Source organism: Natrinema ejinorense, from assembly GCF_002494345.1.
Classification (GTDB): domain Archaea; phylum Halobacteriota; class Halobacteria; order Halobacteriales; family Natrialbaceae; genus Natrinema; species Natrinema longum.
Genome location: NZ_NXNI01000001.1, coordinates 2,576,612 through 2,599,347, shown reverse-complemented (window position 1 = coordinate 2,599,347; position 22,736 = coordinate 2,576,612). Strand labels below are relative to the sequence as shown.

Genomic DNA, 22,736 nt, shown 5'->3' with positions numbered 1-22,736 from the left:
CTGTCTGTGTCGATAAGCGCGGTGGGTTTCTCGGTACGCTTTCTCCAGATAAACCCGCGGACAGTGCAGCGACAGCACCGCGTACTCGGCGAAGCCGCCACCCCATTCGGGGGCGGCGACTTCGCATCGCCCACCAACAGCATTTTTAGCTAACTGGATCGCTTTACTTTCCAATAGTAGCTATTGAAACGAATTGCACACTGACCGCAACGCCATCATGCGGTCAGGTGTGCATTGACTTTCAGTGGCTAGTATAGTTCTGACGGTTAAAGTCGACGCTGTACAGCGATTCACCAGTGCTGTTTGATACTCTCTTAAGGATCACTCATAGAGTCACCCTCGGAAAAGAATTTCGGGAGCGAATACGATGAGGGCAAGTAGACCAATCAACAGGAGAATCGCGGAGACACGCAGTACACCTGCTGTCCGTCGCCGCTCCGTTGGGAGAAATTCAGCGGCCCCGGCCAAAGCGAATCCAACCGCCATAATGAGGAGATTCAAAGAGGGAACATCGAGTAGAATACCGTAGTAGACGTAGAAAACCAGTAAAAAGAGTGAGATGGTGAACTGTATAATTGGGTATAGTCCACCACTTGGCTCACTAAAAACAATATCTCTGATGTTGAAGGACACAGAACGGAATATTCTCTCGAAAATGTAAATAGCTATCGTAAACCGAAGACCGCTACTATGTGATTTTCGAGAGGATCGAACGGTACAGCCATCATCTCTACTTCTTGGTGTAGGTTACAAAAATCGGACTACTGAAAAAATCTGATGGAAAAAGCGGCGGGGTATCGCTTACACGGCAGCCTTTTCGTCAGGTGAGGCCACGTCTTCGCCGTCAGTGTCGGTCATTGGCGGGACGACGATCCACCCGTTTTCGTGCCCAGTCGCCACCGAGATGTAGTTCATACTCTCGAGCGGCTTGATGAGCTCCTCGAAAACGGCGATCTTGGGCGTACTGTTGTCGTAGAGCTTTTTTTCGCCGTCTCGAGTTTCATCCGTCGCTTGATCTTATGGGGAGCAGACGCTCTCTCATGAAGCATCCGGTAGGCTTCGGCGAGTCGCTCGTCATCAGGTAGTATTGGCTGGAGTTCGTTCAGATCGCCCCTTCGCCTCGACTTCTTTCTCGACTATAGTAGCAACTGAAACGATTTACACACTGATCGCAACGCTGTCGTGCGATCAGGTGTGCAATGACTTTCAGTTGCTACTATAGCTCGCGAAGCTTCTCGCTCCGATTCTTGTCCTCCCGGTCGGCGATCTCGTCGAGCGTCTCGAGCAGGTCGTCGGGACAACCGAACGAGACGCGACTCGAGGGGTCGTAATCCATCCGGGACATCAGTGGCTCACCCTGATTTGCATCTCCCGTGAATACGGGGACGGCGTTGGGATCGGCAGTTCGTATCAAGGGAGGAAGGGAGTCTTTGTCATGGCTTCGCGCGAGTGTGCGTGCACGCTATGCGAGACTCCACGTCCCGTTCATGCTGGGCCGCCCGTTCGATCGCGGTGTCGTGTGGCTCTCCCTCAAATGTCTCGCCGATAGCCTGTTACATCTTACACCTGTCCGACACGCTGCCGTCGGTTGGTTCGACATCGATCATCTCGAGGCAATCGGCCTTCCGAAGCGTGCAGAGATGCGCACAGGGGCCGTCGTGGTACTGCCAGCCTTTTGCAGTCGCACCGGCCGAGATACTCGTCGTCCTCAAGTTCGAGAGCGCAGTAGTGGACGTCCTTGCTATCTCTGAGCGCACCTTGTAACCGAGCCGTCCGAACGATTCGATCAGCGCCTCACGCGGGTGCGCTCGAGTCCACGACTCGCTTCTTTCATCGCGTTCTTCAAGGTAGTCGACGGGCTCCTCATCGGTAGTTCTGGGAAGGTATGCATTGGTCTCGAGACACCTCCTGAACGTCGTGAGGTCCGTTTACACAGACACGACGGAATACCGCCGGCTGATGTCTCGGTGACCATCCAGCCACCGCAGTGAGGACAGTAGCGGTTCACGCGGCCCCCTGTGGATAGCTCTGCAATTCGCAAGCGGGCGCGGACCATCGTTTTGTAACAAGTTCTACTCCGAATTTTGAGCCGTCTGAGATCGGGTAAAAGTGCGAGACGGCGGTCTATTCGGGGGTCAACCATACTTCGACAGGAAAGAGGATCCGCCCTCCCCGATTTGAACGGGGGGCAAGTCGATCTACAGTCGACTGCTCTACCAGTCTGAGCTAAGGGCGGGCAGGCACTTCTACGTAGTCCGCGAGGTGCACATAAGGGTTATTATTCGACGCCAGCTCAGGTCACTGATCGTGAACGGAAGAATGATTGATATAGGAGGCGTGATAACACGGGAGCAACTGGCCCATGAGCAAGATCACGTTCCGCGCCGACGACGACCTCGTCGAGGAACTCGAGGACCTCGAGACCTCCAAGAGCGAAGCGATGCGCGAGGCACTGCGTGCGTATCTCGAGGGCGACGGTGGAACGGCGGTCGGCGGCGAGCGGTCGGAACGTGACGGGGAGGGGGCGATCGAGGAACTGGTTCGCGAACTGGTCGACGAGCGACTCGCGACGCGACTCCGGGAGCTCGGAATCGAGCAGCCGAACTCGCGCGCACACGAACCGAGGTCCGCCGATCCCCGAGACGTCTCCGTCTCGATCTCGCTCGAGGGGGCGACCGTCCGGTCCGACGAGGGGGTCCGTGTCGACGACGAGCGGACGCGTGAGACACCGCCCGCGGACGGACGGCAGCCTGATCGAGGTCACCAGCGGAGTCAGACACAGGGGTCGAGGGATGCCCGAGCCGGCGAGGAGACCGTCCAGTGTACCCAGTGTGGTGACACTCTCGAGGGCGATCACGTCTACTGTCCCAACTGCGGCGAGAAGGCCTCGCGGCGACTGTTCTGTGACTGTGGCGACGAGATCCGGTCGGACTGGTCGTTCTGTCCCAGCTGCGGTCGTCGGACGCCCGCGGCCGACGTCCTCGAGTCGGACACTGGTCACTACTAATTGGTGTAAGACGATGAAAGTCACGTCTGACGAAAGTTTTATTATCAATGCCGGACATCCCCTTAGTCGCGTAAGACGGATTGTCTTACAACCGTCGGAATAAAAGCAAACCGCCCGATGTCGGGCGGTTCCGTCGTAAGACACGCCGCGTCTGACAGGGGCGCGCCACCGTCTTACCCAACGGGGAATACAACCATGGAGCGTGTGACACTGCGAATCCCGAAACAGCAGATCGAAGAAGTAGAGCAACTGGTCGACTCGGGCGAGTTTCCGAACCGGAGCGAGGCGATCCGGTCGGCCGTCCGCGAAATGATCAACGAGCAACAGGACGGGCCCAGCGAACAGTCCGGTAAACGCAACTGGGCGAAGGTGTAACGATGCAGGATATCGTTCAAGACGCCCTCGAGAACGCGGAAGAAGAGGCCCGGGAGATGGACGCCTCGATGGACGACGACGAGTTCGGCGACCCTCGAATCGTCATCATCGGCGCTGGCGGTGCCGGGAACAACACGATCAACCGGCTGTATAACATCGGCGTCGACGGTGCAGACACCATCGCGATCAACACGGACAAACAGCACCTCAAGATGATCGAGGCCGACACGAAGATCCTCGTCGGCAAATCGCTCACGAACGGGCTCGGCGCCGGCGGCGACCCGTCGATGGGCGAGCGTGCGACCGAGATGGCCCAGGGCACGATCAAGGAAGTGCTGGGCGATGCCGACCTCGTCTTCGTGACTGCCGGCATGGGCGGTGGCACCGGTACGGGTGCCGCCCCCGTCGTCTCGAAGATCGCCAAAGAACAGGGCGCGATCGTTGTCGGCATGGTCTCGACCCCGTTCAACGTCGAGCGTGCCCGCACGGTCAAAGCCGAGGAAGGCCTCGAGAAATTGCGCGAGCAGGCCGACTCGATCATCGTGCTGGACAACAACCGGTTGCTCGATTACGTCCCGAACCTGCCGATCGGGAAGGCGTTCTCGGTGATGGACCAGATCATCGCCGAGACCGTCAAGGGGATCTCGGAGACGATCACCCAGCCCTCGCTGATCAACCTGGACTACGCCGACATGTCCACGATCATGAACCAGGGCGGCGTCGCCGTGATGCTCGTCGGCGAGACCCAGGACAAGAACAAGACCGACGAGGTCGTCAAGGACGCGATGAACCATCCGTTGCTGGACGTCGACTATCGCGGTGCCTCGGGCGGACTCGTCCACATCACCGGCGGCCCCGACCTCACGCTGAAAGAGGCCGAGGGCATCGCCGACAACATCACCGAGCGCCTCGAGGCCTCGGCGAACGTCATCTGGGGCGCCCGAATCCAGGAGTCCTACAAGGGCAAGGTGCGGGTCATGGCGATCATGACCGGCGTCCAGAGCGCCCAGGTCCTCGGACCGACGACGCAGAAACAGGCCGACAAGTCCCGCCAGAGCATCGAGGGGCTGAACGAGGCCGACTTCGATGCGAGCAACAACGTCAACAACGCCGACTCCGGATACGGCGCACAGAGCGACGGCGGCCGTGAAGAACTCGAGCGACAGAACGGCGTCGACGTGATCCGGTAATCGCGACGGAGCGGACCGATCCGGCACGGACACGCGGTCGACACACCACCGTCGTGCCGGTCTCCGTTCGGTTTCGTCGGTCGTCTTTTCTCACAGTTCGACTCGCGAGTGACGACACGCGTCTCGACACGGTATCGCGTCGGACGACCGATACCGGCGGGCCGGCGGCGTAGCCGACTCCGCTCGCCGTTCGGTAACCCGTCCGTTTACGACCGTATACGGCCGAAAACCGGTCCGTTCGCGGGGCCGGCGGGCGGATCCCGATCGGCTGCAACCGGCGGTCGTCGCCGGCCGGGATCGAGTCCGTCGACCCGAGGAGGGAACGAGAGCCCCCTCAGACGAGCGACTCGAGCAGCGAACACTTTCGACAGACCTCGCGCGTGGTCGTCGATCCACACTCGACACACTCCTGCAGGTCGGCACCGCCGTCGCCGGCGTACTTCTCGGCGGCGATGTCCGCCAGTTCCTCGTACCCCGAGAGGATCGAGTGGCGAGTCCCGGGATGGTTCTCCTCGAGGTCGTAGAGGAGTTGCTGGATCTCGCCACGGTAGGCCTCGCTGGCGTGTGGACACTCGGTGATGTGGGCGGGAAGGTCGTCGATGTGGGCGTAGAGGGCGACCTCCTTTTCTGGCACGTCACGAAGCGGCTTCGCTCGCGGGACGAACTCGTCTTGCTCCTCGCGCTCGGAGAGTGGGCCGAGGCTGGCGTCGAAGTGTTTCGCCATCTGCTCGACGTCGCCTTCGAGGACGTTCATCAACGCGGTTTGGGCCTCGTCGTCCAGATTGTGGCCGGTCAAGAGGAGGTCGGCCTCGAGTTCCTCGGCGTATTTCGAGAGGAGGTCCCGCCGGAAGACCCCACAGTAGGCGCAGGCGGCCATGTTTTCGGGGTCGTCCTCGACGACGTCGTCCATTCGGACGCCGAACTCGTCCTCGTAGCTGACGAGTTCGTGGCGGATTTCGAGGTCCTCGCAGAGTTCGACGCAGGCCTCGACCGACTTGTCGCGGTAGCCCTCGATCCCCTCGTGAATCGTCAGTCCGACGAGTTCGATGCGGGGGTCGTCGGCGAACGTATCGTGGAGGATCCGCGTGAGGACGACGCTGTCTTTCCCGCCCGAGAGGCCGATCACCCAGGTCTGGGGGTCCGCTGGCGTTACGTCGTGGGGGACGAGGTCGTCCCGTCGGACCCGGCGACGCACCCGTTTTTCGACCGACTCGCGGAAGTGGTCTTCACAGAGGTGTGCCCCGGAGTAGGCGGCGTGCATGACCGCCTCCTCGTTGCACCGGTTACAGTCCATTAGCGGTCCGTTGTCGGTCGCTGCCAATCACGGTTTCGTCTGCCGGAGACGAAAGCGGCGGCTGCTACCGGTGTCTTACGGACCGTGTGACACGAAGATAGGACGCGTCTCTACCGTCTCGAGACGGCGCTGTCGACCGATTCGGCCCGAACCCGAAACCGAGATTCGGTCGTCCGAAAGTAACTTCGAGTAGCCTCGAGACGGCGAATACATGGTGATATACGACAGGTCGTCATCGGCCTCGACTCGACTGATCGACGAGTTCGACGGCGGTATCGGGTGGCTCGCCCATCCCGACGAAGCCGGGAGGCGGGCGAGTCACGCCCTGCTCGGCGACGAGGGCGGCGTCTGGCTGTTCGACCCGCTCGAGGCACCCGGAACCGACGAGGCGATCGACGCCCTCGGCGAGGTGGCGGGTGTCGTCGTCTGCTCGGCCTACCACGCTCGCGACGCCGATCGGTTCGCCCGTCGGTTCGACGTCCCCGTGTACGTTCCCCGGTGGCTGGAGCGGGTTTCCGAGCGACTCGACGCGCCCCGCGAGCGGTTCGACGGCGAACTCGAGGGGTCGGGGTTCGCGGTCCGCGAAGTGAGCCCGGTACCGGGCTGGTCCGAAGCGATCGCATATCGGCGCTCCGACGGCACGCTGTACGTCCCCGATCTCCTGGGAACTGCACCGCCGTATCTCGCCGGCGACGAACGGCTCGCCGTCTACCTGCTGCTTCGGCCGGTCGTCCCGACGGGCGTCTTCGAAGGAATCGCGCCGAAACGGATCCTCCTCGGACATGGAACTGGGGTTTTCACGGACGCCGCGGCCGTTCTCGCCGACGCGCTCGCGACTGCACGACCACGGTTTCCCCGTGCCCTGCTCGAGGGGAGGTCTCAATTACGTGCGCTGGTCGACGCCCTCTGAGCGAGTCGCCGAGGGTCGGATATCGAGCGGATACAGCCGGACTCCTGTCAATCAGTGCCGGCACACCCGCACGGCGGGCACGACTGGGCCGGGACCCAGTGGCACCAGCCCGTCTCAGGCGGGGAGCCGTTCCCGGTGCTCGACGGCTTCCGAGCCCTCCTCGAGTGCGGCGAGCAGGAGGTCGACGTACCGATCGCGACCGGACGAGGAAAACAGTTCGTGGCCGCCGTTGTAGAGAACGACGTGCTCGGCGGGAACCCGCTCGCCGATCGGCCGGAGACTCACGACGGGATCGCGCAGCGAGCAGAAAACGACCGCATCGTGGTCGATCGTCAATAGCTCGTCCTGTGCGCGGCGGGTTTCCCGGACGAAGGCGGGTGAGATCCACGACGGCGTCGTCTCGAGTTGGTGGTCGGTCGCCCGCTTCCCGAGTGCCTCCCTGTCGAAGCCGCCCGTCGGGAGACAGGGGAACGAGGTCGCGAGTTTCGAGACCGCGTCCAACACCGGTTCCGGGAAGCCCTCGCCGTAGCCCCACCACGGACTCAGGTAGACGTGGTTGTCCGCACCGTCGAGAGCCTGGGCGACGAGCGAACCCGCGCTGTGGCCCAGCAGCTGGTACTCCTCGAGGTCGCGGACGTATTCGGCGACGGGCTCGAGCCAGTCGGCTTTGAAGTCGTCGATGTTCGTGGGGAGTTCGAACGCGTGAACCCGGTAGTCGGCCTCGGTCAACTGGCCGATGAGCCAGCTGACGTTCTCGTGGGTCCAGCGGTTGCCCCAACCCATGACGAAGACGAGTTCCTCGTCGCCGTCCTCGTTGAAGATCCGGTGTCGCATAGCGTTCCGTTCACCGGGAACGGATAAAAAACCTGATCACTCGAGCCGGGTTGCGAGACGGTCCGGTCGCCGTGGGGATCGCCCTGCCGTCTCGTCGTGTCCGATTGCGCTTGCGACAGCGGAAGAAACGACTTTGCGCGTCCACACCAAAGGGCGATCGATGACTGGACTGGACCGCAGTGACGCGGTCGACCGCCTCGAGCGACTCGTGGACACCGTTGAAGCCGAGCGGATGCCGGTGCCCGTCCGCGAAGTATGGGCCTTCGGCGACGTCGCGCTCGGCCTCGATCCCGTCGAGCGACTGGACGTGTACGTGACCAAGGATATTTTGCTGGGCGACGACAGCGAGTCCGCTTCCGCGGGTCCCGAGGGGGATTCCCAAGCGCCCGCCGCGCGATTCCGCGAGTCCCACGGCGTCAGTGGCGTCGGCAAATCGGTGCGGGCCGACTGGGCCGTGGACTACCCCCACTACCTCCGGGCCAATCGAAACGGCCACGCGGCCCCCGAACGGTGTCTCGCCGCCCACCTCCTCGAGGAGGACGAACCGGTTCACCTCGAGGTCTGTAACGCGTCGTTCGAGGACAACGTCACCCAGCGGTTGCGCGGCGCCCAACTGCGCGAGGATTACACGCAGTTGCTCGACCCGCGTGGGGTCTGCCTCTGGGCCGACGGTACCAGGAGCCACGACGCGTTCCGAAAGCTTCGGGCGGGTGAACTGGCGTTGCCGACGCTGTCGGCCGCGCTCGAGATGCTCGGAATGGACGGTGACGAGGCCGAAACGGCGGCTCGAGAGCTGTCCGACTGGCGAGCCCAACAGGACGGGCGGACGGTCCGCGGCGACATCGTCTGACGGAAGTTACCGGTCGAGTTGCGTCCCCTGCAGCTCCGCGACGGTCGCACGGACCTGCTCGAGACACGCTTCAGTCGTCGCGCGATCGACGTGAACGGCGCCGCTCTCCCGGTCGTATTCGATGAGGCCGGCTTCGTCGAGCTTCGGCAGGTGAATATGGCGAAGCTCCGTCGCAACGGCCGTTCGATCCGGGGTCGTTTCGATCGATGCCGAGACTCGATCGACGACGTAGTCGACGGCTTCCTCGTGTGTGATGACCGCCGTCTCCGTTTGCATCACGTATCGACAGAGCGACCGGCGGCACGGATCGCGCAACACGTCGAACGACTGGTCGATCGAGTCGGGTTCTCTCGCTCGCTTCTTGTTCTGGTTACTCATGGGTGTTCGGGCGGATAGCTGTGCTTTCGGACGGCCACAGCAGGCGTCGGTTCTGCCGTGTAAACGAGCCGTGACGCCTCTCGGCCGCAGGATGGTGCTGATACGTACAACCGCTTCGACGGGGGCTGATGGAGAGACGGTCACGCGTGTGATACGGTAGTACCATACATGATCTGTAGAGGGCATCGCTCCGGATTATCGTTAGCGTGACCCCTCGGAAACGCGGTTATTTTAAACTGTTCCCGTCGTTCCCGAGCGCCATCGATGGCGCTCCCCGTCGGCCGGTATCGAAACTCGGCATCGATCGGGGGAAAGCGGGGCGTCCGATCAGAAGGCGTCGAGACCGAGTAGTTCGTCTTGAACGCGTTCCCCAACTCGAATCACGCAGTCGGTACGCGGGGACGAACAGCAAAGCAACACGTACCCGTCGGCTTCCTGTTCTGGGGAGAGCGCCGTTCCGTTGCTCTCGAGTTCGCCCGAAAGCAGTTCGCCCGCACAGGCGGTACACATGCCGTTCCGACAGGAGTGTGGGAGGTCGAGCCCCGCCCGTTCCGCCGCGTCGAGGACGGATTCGTCCGGGGCGACCGCGACGGTTTCCGCTCCCTCCTCGAGGGAGAACGTGACGTCGTACATCTAGAGCCGTTGGCGAAGTTTGTACAGTTCCAGCGCCTCGAGACGGGGATCACCGGTCCCGACCGCGTCGTGGTCCAGGCTGGCACCGCTGATGCTCTCGTTGAACGACGTGCTGACGCCCTCGTCCTCGAACGTCGAGTCCATGATATAGGCGACGTTGTCGCGAACGTCCTCGAAGCGCTGATCGAGTTCGTCCGCAGCCGTCTCGATCGCATCGCGTACCTCCTCCTCCGAGGCGGTAAACGCTGCACCGCGGGCCAGCTCGTCGAGTTCGGTCTCGCCGGACATGTTATCGCCCACCATCGATTTCGACGCCGCGCTGGCGCTGGTAGCGGTCCCGGTACTCCCGGACTGCCTCGTCGATGTCCGTCTCCAGACAGTCTTCGTGGCGGTCGGCGACGAGTTCGAGGATCGTGCGGTGGTCGATATCGAGGTCGAGCGCCTCGTTGAACTGGCCGTCGATGAGATGGCCGACACGGAACAGGAGATCGTCGAACTCGATCTCGAGGGGATCGCCGACGGCGTCCGTGAACATGTAGCCGAAGTCCGCGACCGCCCCGACGTTCTCGTAGAGGACGTCGACGATCGCCTCACTGACTCCCTGGAACTCGGGTTTGCCGGCGCGTTCCTTTTCGATCAGTTCGCCCAACGCCTCGACGCCGTGGGTGATGTGACGGCCTTCGTCGGTGCTGATGAGCTTGAACCCGTGGTTCAACAGCGGGAGCGGCGCGTTCGCCGAGAGCTTGTTGACCGAGTAGAAACCGCCGCGGGCGAGCAGCCCCTCCACGATCATGTGATACACCGTCAACGCCTCCGCGATGTCGACGGGGTCCTGTGAATGTGCGGCCCGCGCGGTTAGCTGTCCCTGTCGATCGAAGATCTCGCCGAGCCCGGTCGCCTGTACGATCGGGATTCGAGCACCGCCTCGTTTCGGGTTCAACTCGGCGAACACGTCCTGATCGCCCATCACCTCGTGCATGTAGACGTCGAGGAACTGCGTGTGTTTGTGTTCGGTCAGCGTAAACATCGTCATATACATCCCCATCTCCTCGCTGTGGTCGAAACACGGCGCTCCGACGATGCGCTGGAGGTGGTGACTCGCGTCCTCCCCGACCGCGAACTCGCCGTCGAGAAAGCCCGACAGCAGGTATCTGATTTGCTTTCGCTCGTCGGCCTCGAGGGACGCCCAGCGTTCGCGATCACGCCGGAAGTCGACCTCCTCGAACAGCGTTTCGACGTCCCAGGTTCCGAGTTCGACGCCCTTCTGGAAGAGGTCGTACCACTTGTTCGAGGTATCGATCCGCTCCGCCCGAAAGTCGGTTGATGTGATAGCTTGTGACACAGACGTAGTTTGACCGAGTCGCTGATCAACCTACTCGCTCGAATAACCAGTCGTTGAAGGCCAGACGAGCGCGTTCGAGCCCTCGGTTTCCGTCTTGGTGGGGTCCCCGCACGTGTGGGGCGTCATCACGTATGCGTCCGGGGGGAGACGTCGTGTTCGTCTCCTCCGTCACTAATAACAGCCCTCGGATGACTGGAGCAACCACAACAAGCGTTCACAGTAATCGTACACCCATATGGCCGGCCGCGAGTCGGTGCGGGGTTCGACCGAACGATAGTCGCCCTCCCGTATCCGTCTCGGCTCGGCCGTCGCTATCGGGGCGACCCGAACACACACAATGAGCACGCAACGAGTTCGACCGATCGAACAGTACTTCCCGACGGAACCGTGGCTCGAACAGTACCGGCGAGCGATCAACGAGAACGACGACTACGCCGATCGCTCGGAGGGGTGGGGCGTCGATTTCGACGGCTCGTTCGTCTTCCAGATCAAGGACGTGCCACTCGAGACGACGACGCTCGCCGGTTTGCCACCGGAGATCGTCGACGCGATCGAGGACGAGCTTTCGGATCGCTCGGCGGACGCGATCGAACCGATCGTCGAGGCGGCACCGGCGGACGTCCGCGAGCGGATCGACGCCCGCGAGGGTGCGCTCGAGGACCGGCTCACTGCCGAACTCTGCCGGACGACGATCGCGGACCTTCCCGCCCGGACGTGGCCGGAACTCCTGACGGCAGGTCCCGACATCCTCGAGGATTTGACCGGGCAAGCGGCGGCGAACGTCGTGGACGGGACCATCTACTCGTATCTGGATCTCTACGACGGCGAGTGCCGAGGGGTCGAGGTGCTCACCGAGCCCGACGAGCACGAATACGGCTTCCGGCTCGCCGGCGAGTACGAGACATGGACGAAACTCGTTCGGGGCGACGGCGGCATCGTCGACATGCTCATGGCCGGCGAGCTGGAGCTGGACGGTGACATCCAGCGGCTCCTGCAATACTCCGACGCGGCGGTCGGCCTGGCCGACGTCGCCGCCGCTGTCGACTCGCGGTTTCTGTTCTGAGTGCGTGGTCCCCATCGTAGCCACTGAACGTCACTGCACACCGGCTCGTACGATAGCGTTGCGAGTAGTGTGTCCTCGTTTCGGTGGCTTCCATCGTTCGAATCGCTGGCCCGCGACGAAGCGCCGGTTCATACGGTCTCCTCGCCGTCAGTGCCGGTGGGACGGGGACCGCCCTGCGGTCCCACCGGGAAATCGGGACAGCAAGCCGTATCAGTGTTCGAGGAGCAGCCCGTATACCAGCCCGAGCGTGCCACCGTAGACGGTCCACGCGACGACGGCGACGACTCGCTCGAGCGAGAGGATGGGAACGGCCGTCGGAACGTCCAGTACGACCGTCACCCACAGGGGCTGTAGGAGCAGCCCGAAGCCAACTCCCACGGCGGCTCCATAGCCGTTGCCGAGTCCGAACGTGATCGTCGCGAGGGCGGATCGATCGAGGAGCGCCACGAGTACCGCCCGGAGGGATGCGTTGTGACGGACGATTCCCAGCAGCCACTCCACGAACGGGTCGAGACAGATCGAGACGAACGCGATAAACGGCAGTGCAAACAGGACCCCGAGGGTGAACATCGCGAGCCAGCCGCCGTCGAGCGTCGAGGCACCGAAGACCGCGCCGACCCGTCTGATCGCGTCGGTATCCCACCGCTGGATCAACAATGCCGCCGGAAACGCCCCGGCGAGTCCGCCGGCGATCGCGGCTTCGACCTCGCGAGGGTCGAACGAGACCGAGTCGGCCGCCTCGAAGAACGGGGCCAGTGCCACGCGGTACGGCGGCCGATCCGCGGTCGCGTTCGAACCATCGGGTTCCGTACTGGCGTCGGCGTCTGTCATACTCGCCTCCTGTCGTCGTTCGTCGGTAACGTGTCTCAGTGTTGGTCCGGGTATCGACGGTGGTTTATACGGCTTGGCGGAGCGATCGTGAGCCGATTCACGGAACGATCTGTGAGAGGATTTTGGCCTCGATTTTCCGCAGATGACCGCCGACCGTCCCGCCCGTACAGTCCAGTTCCTCGCCGATGGCGTCGTGGGTCGCTTCTCGAGGAACGTTGTAGTAGCCCATATCGACGGCGGTCCGAAGGATCTCCTGTTGTCGATCGGTGAGCTGGGAGAACAATCGGTCCGTGTTCGGTTCGTAGGTCCCGGTCTTGAGGAGCTTGAGCGTGATCCCGTCGGGAATGTTCGGCACGGCGTTTTGAAAACTCACCACGTCGCCGATCAGCGTGACACAGAGCCCACCGCGTCGCGTGTACTCCAGGGGCGTATCGATGATGAATTCGAACTGTCTGAGCATCTTCATCAGTCGGACGAGCCTGTCGTATCGCTCGAGATGGAGATAGGCGTGTATCGTGTCGGCCCGCCCCGAGAGGTGAAACTTCCGAACCATCCGGGAGTCGGTCAGAACCTCCTCGAGGGCCGTTCGGTCACCCGACAGTTGAAAGAGGGTCACGATCGTTTCGTCCTCGAGGAGACTGACGTTGTGAAGGAGTTCACGCGTGAGGTCCGTGTGTTCGGCGATCCGCTTGTCGACGGGATGTAATCCCGCCTCGTCGGTAATGATGATGCACTTTGCGTATCTCATGGCACGATACTCACCGCGTTTCGAACTGGCCGGCCGCTGGGATGGGACTGCTCCGTGTCGCCCCGAGACGGTCGACGTCGACCGGTGACGACTCGACGGACTGATCGCCGTCGGCAACGATACGCCAACCGAACGCCTCGAGCGGTCATTGCTGTCATCATCGGTCTCATCTACGCCGGGAAATCCGCGGTGAAGTCGCCGTGAATCGCGATCCCGCCCTCGAGGATCTCGCACTGGTGGTACAGCGTCACGGCCTGCTCGACCGACGACTCGCTTTTGATGTCGATCGTGGCTGCGACCCGCGTGGGAACGCTGCCACGTCCCGTCCCGATGTCCAGCAGCGTATCCGTCGCGTCCACGTCGAGTTTGGCGGCGCAAACGCCGTTGGAGCGTTCCATGGCCTCCCGATGGCTCGTGTGGTCGTCGTCGTAAAAGCCATAGTGGAGGTTGGCGTCGCTCCGGAAGAAGCGATATTCCCACGCAGTGTCGTTGTAGAAGTCGACGATTGCTTCGGTGTCGAACCGCTTCCGTTGCATGCTCCCACAGGGACCACTCTCTCCAATAGTTATTACCCCGGAAATACACGTTTTTTTATACTATTCACTCGAGCGGCGAGCCGATCGGTCCCGCGTTGCTCCGTACTGAGGCGGGGAGGGTGTCGCTATCGGTCGCGCAGTGAGTCGGCCATACCACAGTATAAATGCCCCCGTATCCGAGGGGGAAAACAGATTGGAGGTTGCGTTGTGTGTGGTTCTGTGCCATGCGAGCGAAGTACCGATTCAGCCAGCGTGTGAATGGATCCTGCAATCGTCTGGGGAGGATGAACTCGTCGATCGAGCGGAGGACGGAGTATGTATGAAAAGAAGCGGCTAGTGGCCGGAACCGGTATCTCGATGCTCGCTGTTGCGATCGTGGGACTCATTATTCTCTCCTCGGCAACGGCGTACGCTGCACCGCTGGCCGGTGCTGGCGGGTTCACCGTCGAAGCCGACGAAATCAGATCCGATGAGTTCCTCCTCTATCCCGGCGTCGGAGAGAGCGATAACGCGGAAGCGACGCCAGCCCTCATCGTCGAACAACGGGATGTCGAAATCGACGGACTGAGACTGACCAGAGAACAATCGGTCGACGAACTGCCCGGACTCAGCGGCACGATGGAGATCTCGTTCACTGCCGACGAGACTGTCGAGGCGGATCAGCAGTACATCAAGATGACGGGACTCGACGCCGAGGAGGCGTCGTTCAACGGACAGGTCATCAAGACCCAGTACCACGACGATCCCAACCGGCAGTTCCAGCAGGCGGCCGGCGAGAACGCCAACCCCGAAGACGGCTTTATCACCGATATCGAAGGTGAGAGCCCCGGAACGGTACAGAAAGACGTCGAGATCGATATGCTGTACCTCGCCTCGAACGAGATTACGCTCCCCGGTCTCAGCGTCGACCTGAATTACAACCCCGATGGTGACGAGTGATTCCGATGGCAACGAAAGACGGTCGGGACGACTCCAGGCTCCCCACCCAGTGGATCGCGACTCGATGGCAGCGGTTCACACGATGGCGGTTGCAGCGGCCGTTCCTCGGCGGTATGTTGCTGTGCATTGCCGGCGTTTTGATCGCGTGGGTCCCGATGCAGATCCTGCCGGAGATCATCTTCATCGGCGGTGAGATGGCTGGCTTTCTCGCCATCGGAGCGGCGTTCGGGGTGTTCGTCTTTCTGACGGGAGTATTCGCACTGTACCGACCGGAGCTCGCCGACGTGATCGGAGTCGTCGGCGTCGCCCTCTCGATCCTCTCGATTTTCGGTTCGCTCGGCGGACTACTGGTCGGCATGCTGCTCGGGATCATCGGCGGGAACCTCTGTCTCGCGTGGAAACCCGATGACGAGAGCACGACGGACCCGAGCAAAGTCGACGCGACGGTTGCGCGAGTGTGTCGCCCGTTTCGATCGGTCGTCGCGAGGGCAACCTCGCAACTGCGCGAGCACGTCGAACACATCAAACGGCGGACCATGGGTAAGTGAAGGGGGATCGACCACATCGATGGACGCGTTCACTGCGCGAAATCGGCATGCGTTACCAGTACTCCGTTCGAATATCCGATGAGTGGTACGGATGACTGAATCCGAGGTGATCGACACGTGGATCATCGTTGGGGCGACTCTCGTCGGGATCCTCATCAATCTCAACGCGTTGCTGGTGCCGTTGCTCACTCGTATCGGCGGTGGCGTCGTCGCCGGATTCATCGCCGCCTACGCCGCCGGACGGGTTACGTCCGGCATCGTTCACGCGGCGATCGCGAGCGCGCTCGTCGGCGGCGTCGCGGGAACGGTGACCGCCTCTCTCGGAACGCTACTGGGACTATACAACGAACCGCCGCTGTTGATATTCGCATCCATCGGTCCGATCAGCCCGATGCTTTCAGGACTCGGACTGCCGAGTATCGTCCTGATCGCACTCGCGTTCTCGCTGCTGACCGTCGTCGACGGGCTCGTCGGCGGCGTCGTGGGCAGCCTGTTGCGCGCGTTGCTCCCGTGGTGACCCGTTCCGATCACGGCACCCGGCCGACCGTCACGAAAAACGGCACGACCTCTTCGCGGCGGTACTCCCGTGTTTCCATCTGGTCGATTACGTCCCGCCCCATCTCCCGCCACGAACCGCGAAGGTCGTCGTACTCCGATTCGGTCAACGCACCCGAAAGCATCGTCGCCCGGTCGTCGGCCAGCCCCTCGCCGGTCGCCTTCCGACGAGCGGCGGTCAGTGCACCGGTGCTGTAGGGCGGCTCGACCGTTCGAACGTGGTCGTACCGGCGGGTCGCGAGTACCTCGAGCCCCGCCGCTTCGACGGCCTCGCGGGCGTCGGCCCCGAGCGTGACGTCCGTGTCCACACCGTCGATGTAAGCCCGCCGTGCCCGGCCCTCGAGTCGACCTTCGGCGTCGACGCTCGAGTCGATTTCGACCGCGGCGTTGTCCGGTTCGACGGCCGCGACGAGGTCACTCGAGACGCGTGCGAACTCGGCGACGGCGCGTGCGGGTTCGGGGAGGTTGATCAACAGCGCCTGGCAGACCACGAGATCGAACGCACCGTCGGGAAAGGGCAGCCGACCGGCGTCGCCGGCCACGACCGGGACGTGCTCGCCGGCGGCCCCGAGCAGGTCGAGATCCGCATCGCAGCCGATCACCTCGCCCGGCGACTCCGCCGCGAGCACGCGACTCAACTCGCCGGTTCCACAGCCCACGTCGAGAATCCGATCGCGGGACTCGAGTTCGAGTGGCTCGAGCGCGTCGCGGGAATCGGCCCACATCCCTTCGCGGGTCCGGCTGAGATAGGATTCGGAGAACTCGCGCACGGCTCCGGATACGGCGCCTCGAGTAAAAACGGGTCGGTTTCTCGAACGATCGAGGGGGGACACGTGGTCGTGGGCTTCGCCGGTGCGACGGGTTACGACTCCTGCAGTTGCTTGACTTTCTCGATGTTCCACGCGAAGCCGCGGCCGTCTTCGGTCGGCGTCTCGAGTGCAAAGGGCAACTCCCGCAGGTCGGGATGGTTCACGATGGCCTTCATCCCGTCCTCGCCGATGTAGCCCTCGCCGATGTGGGCGTGTTCGTCCTTGTGCGTGCCGACGTCGTGTTTCGAGTCGTTGAGATGGATGTACTCCAGATACTCGAGGCCGACCTCGTCGTCGAACCGGCCGATCGTCTCGTCGACGGCCTCGGGCGTCGTGAGGTCGTTGCCCGCGACCAGCGTGTGGGCGGTGTCGATACAGATGCCGATGTCCGTTTCCGTGCGATCGATGATCCCCGCGAGGTGCTCGAACTCCCCGCCGAGCTTCGTCCCGCTGCCCGCGTCGGACTCGATGAGGATCCGTACGTCCTCGGGGACCTCGAGTTCGTCGATGACGCTCGCGGCGTTGTCGAGGCCACCCTCGACGCCGGCACCCGTGTGGGCCCCGAGGTGGACGTTTACGTACGGAATACCCAGTTTGTCGGCGGCGTCGAGTTCGGCCTGCATGCTTTCTATGGACTTCCGCCGGAGGTCGTCTTTGGGCGTACAGAGGTTCACGAGGTACGCGGAGTGGATCACCCACGGCCCCTCGAGTTGCTCGTCGCTCTCCGCGCGAAAGCCCTCGGCGGCCTCGTCGCTGAGGTCGGGCTGGGCCCAGACCTGCGGCGAGGTCGTGAAGATCTGCCCGCAGTTGCCGCCGAACGCGACTTGACGGTGGACGGCGTTGCGAACGTCGTCGTAGGGCGGCGTTTCGTCGTCCGAGGAGACGCGCGAACCGGAAATCGAAACGTGTGCTCCGACTTTCATGGCCACTCGTCAGTACCCGTTCGTGATAGGTACTTCGGAGCGGATTCACGCGGTGGTTCCGAGCAGGCCCGCGTGGTTCGATTCGTTCACGGTCGTGACCGGATAGGCCTTTGGGCCAGTGCTCCGAGGACACCAGTATGTGCGGTCGCTACACGCTCACCGTCACAGGGGACGACCTCGAGACCCGGTTCGACGCCCGGTTTCGAGCCGCTGAGTCGGGCTCGGGATCGGACGCGACGTTTACGCCGCGGTACAACATGGCGCCCGGCCAGGAGCTGCCGGTGATCACGAACGAAGAGCCGGAGACGATCCAGCGCCTCGAGTGGGGTCTGGTGCCGTCGTGGGCCGACGACGACAGCGGCGGGCTGATCAACGCGCGGGCAGAGTCCATCGACGAGAAGCCGAGCTTCGAGTCGGCCTACGAGCGGCGGCGATGCATCGTCCCTGCGGACGGGTTCTACGAGTGGGTCGAGACTGCGGACGGAAAACGGCCCTACCGGGTGACCTTCGAGGACGATCGCGTGTTCGCGATGGCGGGCCTCTGGGAGCGCTGGGAACCGGAAACGACCCAGACGGGGCTCGACGCCTTCGGTGGCGGCGTCGAGGAGCCATCCGAGAGTGGCCCCCTCGAGACGTTTACCATCGTCACGACCGACCCCAACGACCTCGTCTCGGAGCTCCACCACCGGATGGCCGTCGTTCTCGAGCCGGATGCGGAAGAACGGTGGCTGTCGGGCGACGAGCCCCAGGAACTGCTCGAGCCGTATCCGTCCGACGGGATGGCGGCGTATCCGGTCTCGACGGCGGTGAACGATCCGGCGACGGACGAGCCGTCGCTGATCGAGCCGATCTAGATCCGCGAGCGGAGCGGTGACCGCGGGTTACAGCCCCTCCCGACCGCCCTGGGTGAGGAGGACGAGCAGCGAGAGCCCGGAGACGGTGAGCAACAGCAGTGCGGGGATGACGGCGTACTGGAAGAACGCCTCGCCCTGTGCCTTCCAGATGATCGTGACGAGGGTTTCGAAGCCGGTCGGCCGAAGGAGCAGCGTTGCCGGGAGTTCCTTCATCGTCGTCAGGAAGACCAGTGCCGCGCCGGCGGTCACGCCCGGGGCGATGAGCGGCAGCGTCACCTTTCGGAACGTCCGCAGCGGCGTCTCGCCGAGCGTGTGTGCAGCTTCGACCAGTTTCGTATCGACCTGTAGCGTCGTCGTCCGGATCGAGCCGACGGCCTGGGGCATGAATCGGACGACGTAGGCGAACACCAACAGCGGAATCGTCTGGTAGAGCGCCGGGAGGGCGGTAAGGCCGTACGACTGTCGAAGGGTCTCGTAGGTCGTCGCAAACGAGACGAGCGCGAGCCCGAGTACGATACCCGGCACGGCGAAGCCGACGTAGGTCGATCGCTCGAACAGCGTCGACAGCGGCGACTCGTCTCTGGCCGCGACGTACGCGACCGGCAGGGCGACCAGGACGGCGACGAACGCGGCCGCGCCGGCCACCAGCAGGGAGTTCAGCGCGTACTCGAGTTCGAACGCGAGCTCGGGCCGTGCGTCCGGATCGGCGGTCACGAGCCAGAGGCCGAGGATCCACAGCGGCACCAGCAACGCGATGCCGGTCACGCCGGCGGGAAGGAGCGTCGCCGGCCAGCGCCATCGCCCGAGTTCCACGACGGGGCCGTCCGCCCCCTCCGACCCGTCGCCCTGGACAGTCCGGTCGGGTCGGACCCACCACTCGAGGACCAGGACGACGAGGACGATGACGAGCAGTTGCAACGAGAGAAAGGCCGCGTAGTCCCGGCCGAAGGAGCGATATTCGACGTAGATCTGCTGGGTGAACACGGGCAGTCGCATGATCGCCGGCGTCCCGAAGTCGGAGACGGCGTACAGCGCCGCGAGCAACGCCCCGGCGACGACGGCGGGCCGGATCTGTGGGAGCGTCACGCGGCGAAACGCCGTCCACGTATCGTGGTTCAGGGTGCGGGCGGCGTCGAGCAGCGTCGTGTCGAACGACAGCAACGCGGCCCGGACCGTCAGGTAGACGTATGGATAGGTGTAGAGCGTGATGACCAGGGTTGCACCGGGGAGGCCGTAGATTTCGGGCAACCGCTGGATCCCCAGTGGCTCGAGGATCGACTGGAACTCGCCCTGTGGCCCGAACGCCGAGACGAACGCGAACGCGCCGATGTAGCTCGGGATGACCAGCGGGAGGGCCGCGACGACGGACCAAAAGCGGCGAAACGGGAGGTCCGTCTGGACGGTGAGCCACGCCAGCGGGACGCCGAGCAGCGCCGAAAGGACCGTGACGCCCGTCATCAGCAGGAGGCTGTTCGTAACGATGGTCGCGGTTTGCGGGCGGACGAGCATCTCCCAGAGCCGGCCCGTGTCGACGGTCATCGCCTCGAAGAGGAGGTACGTAAGCGGGAACAGGACGATGACGGCGATGGCACCGGACAGGAACAACAGCCCGAGCGTCGGTCCGTCGGTCGTGTCGCGTCGTCGTGAGAGCAGAGATTTCATACGTAATTCGTCGTTGGTGGTACTGTTGGACGGGATTGGCGACCGTTGTGGGATAATCGGTCCGACAGTGCGGAATAGTTGGCGGTTCCGCGTCGACCGTCATCGACTCGTTACCCGACGGCGACCGTCGCCCTCGGGCCGACCCGAAGCCATTCCGCTGTGTCGGTGACCCATCACTGGAGCGTCTCGTTCCAACGAGTATAAGTTTTAGGTTTACCTAATCCGCTCGCATGGAGCTGACCAGACGGGACGCGGTCGCCGCGCTGGCTGCGCTCGGCGGGGGGACGCTGGCGGGCTGTGCCGCTCCCAGAGGAGCGCCTCCCGATGGGAGCGGCACCGATTCGGGGACCGACATCGACACCGAACGGATTCGGGAGACGATGGTCGCGGCTGCCGAGGTCGTCTATCCAAGCGCGGTTACCGGGACGCGACCGTTCGTCGAGCGGTTCCTCGAGGGTCGACTGGCGGATCCGGCACACGCCGCCGAACTGGACGCGGTGGTCGCGGAACTGGACGAACTCGCCGACGCGTGGTACGCCGACGGCGTCGCGGCGCTGTCCGTGGCCGAACGCGATCGGTTCTTCCGGGAACTCCGCGCCGATACCGCCGAGGAGAACCCGGACGGGACGACCGCCCAACGGGTCCGGTACTACGTCGTCAACGAACTCCTGGTGGCACTGTACGCCTCGCCGACGGGCGGGGAACTGGTCGGCATCGAGAACCCGCAAGGCCACGCGGGCGGGATCGAAAGCTATCAGCGGGGGCCACGGTCGTGAGCGGGGCTCGGTCGCCCCCCGAATCGGCGGCGCCCGCCACTGAGGAAGCTGTCGACCGAACGCCCGTCGCGGACGCCGACGTCTGCGTGATCGGCGCGGGGCCCGCGGGCGGGATCGTCGCGGACCGCCTCGCCGAGGCGGGTCGCGAGGTCGCGATCCTGGAGGCCGGGCCGCGGTTCGATCCGGCCGACAGGCTCGCCAGACAGGAGCGGGCGATCCGCCCGTTCTACGACCGGCCGGCCGTCTGGGACGGCGATCCCGAACGCGACGCGTACTCGTCCTCGAGCGACCGCTTCTATCCGCTCAATCACGCTCGAGCGCGCGGCGTCGGCGGTTCGACGCTCCACTGGCAGGGAATGGTGATGCGCCTCCACGAGGACGACTTCAACGCTCGAAGCGCCCGCGGCGTCGGCAGGGATTGGCCGATCGACTACGATGACCTCCGACCGTACTACGCGGCGGCCGAGCGGGAACTGGGCGTCGCCGGTGCCGACGACAATCCCTTCGCGCCGCCCCGAGAGGAGCCACATCCGATGCCGGCGTTTCCGCCCTCCTACAGCGACTCGCTGTTCGCCGAGGCCTGCGACGACCTCGAGATCGCGATGCACTCCGTTCCGAACGCGCGCAACTCGGAGGGGTACGACGACCGCAGCGCCTGCGTGGGCTATGGCACCTGCCAGCCGGTCTGTCCCTCCGGGGCGAAATACGACGCGACCGTCCACGTCGAACGCGCCGAGGAGAAGGGGGCGACGGTGATCGATCGCGCGCCGGTCCAGCGTCTCGTACACGACGCCGACGAGATCGAGGCGGCCGTCTACGCGACCCCCGACGACGAGCGCCACCGCCAGGAAGCCGACGCGTTCGTCGTCGCCTGCGGCGGCGTCGAAACGCCCCGCCTGCTGCTCCTCTCGGAGTCGACGCACTACCCCGACGGACTCGCGAACTCGAGTGGCCTCGTGGGGCGGTTCTTCATGGACCACCTCTTTGCGGGGACGGGCGGGGTTCTCGAGGAGCCGACCCGTCAGAACCACGTCGGCTTCCTGACCAGCGAGTCCCACCAGTTCTACGACGACGCCGACGAGGAGTTCGCGCCGTTCAAACTCGAGTTCTTCAACTACGCCGGTCCCTCGCCGGTCGAGATGGCACTGACCGGCGACGACTGGGGCGACGACCTGCTCGAGCGGCTCCGCGAGGGCTACGGGAACAACGTCGGCATGGGCGGGCTGGTCGAGCAACTCCCACGGGAGGACAGTTACGTCGGACTCGACCCCGACCGGACCGACGACCGCGGCAACCCCGTTCCCGACGTCCACTGGACGGTCGACGATCGGGCGCTACGGACCATCGAGCGCGTCAACGAGATCCAAGCGCGGATCCTCGCGGAACTCGGCGCGGAGATCACCTGGCAGGTCGGGCCCGAGAACACGGGCCCGGCCTACCATCACATGGGCACGACCCGGATGGGGACCGATCCGGCGGAGAGCGTCGTCGGCCCCGACCTGCGGACCCACGACCTCGAGAACTGCTGGATCGCCTCGAGTAGCGTCTTCCCCACCGGCGGGGCGATGAATCCGACGCTGACGATCGCGGCGCTCGCGCTCAAGGCCGGAGACCACGTCCTCGAATCGGTTTAGCGTCGACACTCTCTTTTAGGCAAACCTAAAAATATAAATACGGGG

At 63.8% G+C, this 22,736-nt stretch carries 25 protein-coding genes, 1 tRNA gene and 2 pseudogenes; 12 read left to right on the top strand and 16 right to left on the bottom strand.

The genetic code is table 11. The features are described from left to right. Positions 1-27 precede the first annotated feature (27 nt). The 4 genes and pseudogenes from CP557_RS12935 to CP557_RS12915 form a co-directional block, all read right to left on the bottom strand. Positions 28-174 (bottom strand): annotated as a pseudogene (locus CP557_RS12935) (IS5/IS1182 family transposase); the annotation flags it as partial. Positions 175-333: 159 nt separating this feature from the next. Continuing rightward, positions 334-633, bottom strand: a complete 300-nt coding sequence (locus tag CP557_RS12930) for a hypothetical protein (protein WP_169924379.1) — start codon at positions 631-633, stop codon at positions 334-336. 168 nt (positions 634-801) lie between these two features. Then, a pseudogene (locus CP557_RS12925) lies at positions 802-1,345 on the bottom strand (ribbon-helix-helix domain-containing protein). Between the two features lie 817 nt (positions 1,346-2,162). Continuing rightward, positions 2,163-2,236, bottom strand: a tRNA-Tyr gene (locus tag CP557_RS12915). 126 nt (positions 2,237-2,362) lie between these two features. Here CP557_RS12915 and CP557_RS12910 point away from each other — a divergent pair. From CP557_RS12910 to ftsZ, 3 genes are all read left to right on the top strand, one after another. Continuing rightward, positions 2,363-3,007, top strand: a complete 645-nt coding sequence (locus tag CP557_RS12910; protein WP_097380285.1) for a double zinc ribbon domain-containing protein — start codon at positions 2,363-2,365, stop codon at positions 3,005-3,007. 195 nt (positions 3,008-3,202) lie between these two features. After that, positions 3,203-3,382 (top strand): ribbon-helix-helix domain-containing protein, encoded by a 180-nt coding sequence (locus CP557_RS12905; protein WP_006185704.1) that lies wholly within the window; start codon positions 3,203-3,205, stop codon positions 3,380-3,382. Between the two features lie 2 nt (positions 3,383-3,384). Continuing rightward, the gene (ftsZ, locus tag CP557_RS12900) at positions 3,385-4,572 is read left to right on the top strand and encodes a cell division protein FtsZ (protein WP_097380284.1); all 1,188 of its coding nucleotides are present in this window, start codon (positions 3,385-3,387) and stop codon (positions 4,570-4,572) included. A gap of 334 nt (positions 4,573-4,906) precedes the next feature. On the opposite strand, the gene ncsA is transcribed toward ftsZ, so the two are convergent. After that, positions 4,907-5,866 (bottom strand): tRNA 2-thiolation protein NcsA, encoded by a 960-nt coding sequence (gene ncsA / locus CP557_RS12895; RefSeq protein ID WP_097380283.1) that lies wholly within the window; start codon positions 5,864-5,866, stop codon positions 4,907-4,909. Between the two features lie 211 nt (positions 5,867-6,077). Here ncsA and CP557_RS12890 point away from each other — a divergent pair, with 211 nt between their 5' ends. Next, positions 6,078-6,776 carry a hypothetical protein gene (locus CP557_RS12890; RefSeq protein WP_097380282.1) on the top strand — a complete coding sequence of 233 codons (699 nt, stop codon included), beginning with the start codon at positions 6,078-6,080 and terminating at the stop codon, positions 6,774-6,776. A 114-nt stretch (positions 6,777-6,890) separates the two neighbouring features. On the opposite strand, the gene CP557_RS12885 is transcribed toward CP557_RS12890, so the two are convergent. After that, complete coding sequence (locus CP557_RS12885) at positions 6,891-7,610, bottom strand: alpha/beta fold hydrolase (protein ID WP_097380281.1); 720 nt, start codon at positions 7,608-7,610, stop codon at positions 6,891-6,893. A gap of 160 nt (positions 7,611-7,770) precedes the next feature. Between CP557_RS12885 and CP557_RS12880 the strand changes: the two genes are divergently transcribed. Further along, positions 7,771-8,460: a DUF7095 family protein gene (locus CP557_RS12880; protein ID WP_097380280.1), complete on the top strand. Its 690-nt coding sequence runs from the start codon at positions 7,771-7,773 to the stop codon at positions 8,458-8,460. 6 nt (positions 8,461-8,466) lie between these two features. On the opposite strand, the gene CP557_RS12875 is transcribed toward CP557_RS12880, so the two are convergent. From CP557_RS12875 to CP557_RS12860, 4 genes are all read right to left on the bottom strand, one after another. Beyond that, positions 8,467-8,838, bottom strand: a complete 372-nt coding sequence (locus tag CP557_RS12875; RefSeq protein WP_097380279.1) for a DUF7344 domain-containing protein — start codon at positions 8,836-8,838, stop codon at positions 8,467-8,469. Between the two features lie 327 nt (positions 8,839-9,165). Next, positions 9,166-9,471 carry a 2Fe-2S iron-sulfur cluster-binding protein gene (locus CP557_RS12870; protein WP_097380278.1) on the bottom strand — a complete coding sequence of 102 codons (306 nt, stop codon included), beginning with the start codon at positions 9,469-9,471 and terminating at the stop codon, positions 9,166-9,168. After that, positions 9,472-9,759 (bottom strand): hypothetical protein, encoded by a 288-nt coding sequence (locus CP557_RS12865; protein ID WP_097380277.1) that lies wholly within the window; start codon positions 9,757-9,759, stop codon positions 9,472-9,474. It lies immediately after the preceding gene. A 1-nt stretch (position 9,760) separates the two neighbouring features. Beyond that, positions 9,761-10,813 carry a ribonucleotide-diphosphate reductase subunit beta gene (locus CP557_RS12860; protein WP_097380276.1) on the bottom strand — a complete coding sequence of 351 codons (1,053 nt, stop codon included), beginning with the start codon at positions 10,811-10,813 and terminating at the stop codon, positions 9,761-9,763. A 337-nt stretch (positions 10,814-11,150) separates the two neighbouring features. Here CP557_RS12860 and CP557_RS12855 point away from each other — a divergent pair, with 337 nt between their 5' ends. Then, positions 11,151-11,876, top strand: coding sequence for an SCP2 sterol-binding domain-containing protein (locus CP557_RS12855; protein WP_097380275.1), 726 nt, complete (start codon positions 11,151-11,153; stop codon positions 11,874-11,876). Between the two features lie 210 nt (positions 11,877-12,086). On the opposite strand, the gene CP557_RS12850 is transcribed toward CP557_RS12855, so the two are convergent. The 3 genes from CP557_RS12850 to CP557_RS12840 form a co-directional block, all read right to left on the bottom strand. Then, a complete protein-coding gene (locus CP557_RS12850; protein WP_097380274.1) occupies positions 12,087-12,707 on the bottom strand; it encodes a hypothetical protein in 621 nt (206 codons plus the stop codon). 97 nt (positions 12,708-12,804) lie between these two features. Continuing rightward, a complete protein-coding gene (locus tag CP557_RS12845; RefSeq protein WP_097380273.1) occupies positions 12,805-13,455 on the bottom strand; it encodes a helix-turn-helix domain-containing protein in 651 nt (216 codons plus the stop codon). A gap of 170 nt (positions 13,456-13,625) precedes the next feature. After that, the gene (locus tag CP557_RS12840) at positions 13,626-13,991 is read right to left on the bottom strand and encodes a class I SAM-dependent methyltransferase (RefSeq protein ID WP_097380272.1); all 366 of its coding nucleotides are present in this window, start codon (positions 13,989-13,991) and stop codon (positions 13,626-13,628) included. Between the two features lie 315 nt (positions 13,992-14,306). Here CP557_RS12840 and CP557_RS12835 point away from each other — a divergent pair, with 315 nt between their 5' ends. The 3 genes from CP557_RS12835 to CP557_RS12825 all read left to right on the top strand — a co-directional run bounded on the left by CP557_RS12835 (position 14,307) and on the right by CP557_RS12825 (position 15,995). Then, on the top strand, positions 14,307-14,930 hold the full coding sequence (locus tag CP557_RS12835; RefSeq protein ID WP_097380271.1) for a DUF6230 family protein: 624 nt from the start codon (positions 14,307-14,309) through the stop codon (positions 14,928-14,930). Between the two features lie 5 nt (positions 14,931-14,935). Then, complete coding sequence (locus tag CP557_RS12830; RefSeq protein ID WP_245853008.1) at positions 14,936-15,478, top strand: DUF6114 domain-containing protein; 543 nt, start codon at positions 14,936-14,938, stop codon at positions 15,476-15,478. Positions 15,479-15,569: 91 nt separating this feature from the next. Further along, the gene (locus CP557_RS12825; RefSeq protein WP_097380270.1) at positions 15,570-15,995 is read left to right on the top strand and encodes a hypothetical protein; all 426 of its coding nucleotides are present in this window, start codon (positions 15,570-15,572) and stop codon (positions 15,993-15,995) included. A gap of 10 nt (positions 15,996-16,005) precedes the next feature. Here CP557_RS12825 and CP557_RS12820 read toward each other — a convergent pair whose 3' ends face one another. Together CP557_RS12820 and CP557_RS12815 are read right to left on the bottom strand one after the other, a co-directional pair. Beyond that, the gene (locus CP557_RS12820; RefSeq protein ID WP_097380269.1) at positions 16,006-16,803 is read right to left on the bottom strand and encodes a class I SAM-dependent methyltransferase; all 798 of its coding nucleotides are present in this window, start codon (positions 16,801-16,803) and stop codon (positions 16,006-16,008) included. Between the two features lie 92 nt (positions 16,804-16,895). Then, positions 16,896-17,765, bottom strand: a complete 870-nt coding sequence (locus CP557_RS12815; RefSeq protein WP_097380268.1) for a deoxyribonuclease IV — start codon at positions 17,763-17,765, stop codon at positions 16,896-16,898. Between the two features lie 137 nt (positions 17,766-17,902). On the opposite strand from CP557_RS12815, the gene CP557_RS12810 reads away from it, so the two are divergent. After that, positions 17,903-18,619 (top strand): SOS response-associated peptidase, encoded by a 717-nt coding sequence (locus CP557_RS12810; protein ID WP_097380267.1) that lies wholly within the window; start codon positions 17,903-17,905, stop codon positions 18,617-18,619. A 27-nt stretch (positions 18,620-18,646) separates the two neighbouring features. Here the strand turns inward: CP557_RS12810 and CP557_RS12805 are convergent, their stop codons facing one another. Next, on the bottom strand, positions 18,647-20,281 hold the full coding sequence (locus CP557_RS12805) for an ABC transporter permease (protein ID WP_097380266.1): 1,635 nt from the start codon (positions 20,279-20,281) through the stop codon (positions 18,647-18,649). 230 nt (positions 20,282-20,511) lie between these two features. On the opposite strand from CP557_RS12805, the gene CP557_RS12800 reads away from it, so the two are divergent. Both CP557_RS12800 and CP557_RS12795 read left to right on the top strand, forming a co-directional pair. Then, complete coding sequence (locus tag CP557_RS12800) at positions 20,512-21,057, top strand: gluconate 2-dehydrogenase subunit 3 family protein (protein WP_097380265.1); 546 nt, start codon at positions 20,512-20,514, stop codon at positions 21,055-21,057. Continuing rightward, the gene (locus CP557_RS12795) at positions 21,054-22,691 is read left to right on the top strand and encodes a GMC family oxidoreductase (protein ID WP_097380264.1); all 1,638 of its coding nucleotides are present in this window, start codon (positions 21,054-21,056) and stop codon (positions 22,689-22,691) included. Before CP557_RS12800 ends, CP557_RS12795 begins: the two co-directional genes overlap by 4 nt. The last annotated feature ends 45 nt before the right edge of the window (positions 22,692-22,736 follow it).

Bases quoted from the DNA above. Each gene is read 5' to 3' on its own strand.
- CP557_RS12910 (WP_097380285.1), top strand. From the start codon at position 2,363: ATGAGCAAGATCACGTTCCGCGCCGACGACGACCTCGTCGAGGAACTC.
- CP557_RS12905 (WP_006185704.1), top strand. From the start codon at position 3,203: ATGGAGCGTGTGACACTGCGAATCCCGAAACAGCAGATCGAAGAAGTA.
- ftsZ (WP_097380284.1), top strand. From the start codon at position 3,385: ATGCAGGATATCGTTCAAGACGCCCTCGAGAACGCGGAAGAAGAGGCC.
- ncsA (WP_097380283.1), bottom strand. From the start codon at position 5,866: ATGGACTGTAACCGGTGCAACGAGGAGGCGGTCATGCACGCCGCCTAC.
- CP557_RS12890 (WP_097380282.1), top strand. From the start codon at position 6,078: ATGGTGATATACGACAGGTCGTCATCGGCCTCGACTCGACTGATCGAC.
- CP557_RS12885 (WP_097380281.1), bottom strand. From the start codon at position 7,610: ATGCGACACCGGATCTTCAACGAGGACGGCGACGAGGAACTCGTCTTC.
- CP557_RS12880 (WP_097380280.1), top strand. From the start codon at position 7,771: ATGACTGGACTGGACCGCAGTGACGCGGTCGACCGCCTCGAGCGACTC.
- CP557_RS12875 (WP_097380279.1), bottom strand. From the start codon at position 8,838: ATGAGTAACCAGAACAAGAAGCGAGCGAGAGAACCCGACTCGATCGAC.
- CP557_RS12870 (WP_097380278.1), bottom strand. From the start codon at position 9,471: ATGTACGACGTCACGTTCTCCCTCGAGGAGGGAGCGGAAACCGTCGCG.
- CP557_RS12865 (WP_097380277.1), bottom strand. From the start codon at position 9,759: ATGTCCGGCGAGACCGAACTCGACGAGCTGGCCCGCGGTGCAGCGTTT.
- CP557_RS12855 (WP_097380275.1), top strand. From the start codon at position 11,151: ATGAGCACGCAACGAGTTCGACCGATCGAACAGTACTTCCCGACGGAA.
- CP557_RS12850 (WP_097380274.1), bottom strand. From the start codon at position 12,707: ATGACAGACGCCGACGCCAGTACGGAACCCGATGGTTCGAACGCGACC.
- CP557_RS12845 (WP_097380273.1), bottom strand. From the start codon at position 13,455: ATGAGATACGCAAAGTGCATCATCATTACCGACGAGGCGGGATTACAT.
- CP557_RS12840 (WP_097380272.1), bottom strand. From the start codon at position 13,991: ATGCAACGGAAGCGGTTCGACACCGAAGCAATCGTCGACTTCTACAAC.
- CP557_RS12835 (WP_097380271.1), top strand. From the start codon at position 14,307: ATGTATGAAAAGAAGCGGCTAGTGGCCGGAACCGGTATCTCGATGCTC.
- CP557_RS12830 (WP_245853008.1), top strand. From the start codon at position 14,936: ATGGCAACGAAAGACGGTCGGGACGACTCCAGGCTCCCCACCCAGTGG.
- CP557_RS12825 (WP_097380270.1), top strand. From the start codon at position 15,570: ATGACTGAATCCGAGGTGATCGACACGTGGATCATCGTTGGGGCGACT.
- CP557_RS12815 (WP_097380268.1), bottom strand. From the start codon at position 17,765: ATGAAAGTCGGAGCACACGTTTCGATTTCCGGTTCGCGCGTCTCCTCG.
- CP557_RS12810 (WP_097380267.1), top strand. From the start codon at position 17,903: ATGTGCGGTCGCTACACGCTCACCGTCACAGGGGACGACCTCGAGACC.
- CP557_RS12805 (WP_097380266.1), bottom strand. From the start codon at position 20,281: ATGAAATCTCTGCTCTCACGACGACGCGACACGACCGACGGACCGACG.
- CP557_RS12800 (WP_097380265.1), top strand. From the start codon at position 20,512: ATGGAGCTGACCAGACGGGACGCGGTCGCCGCGCTGGCTGCGCTCGGC.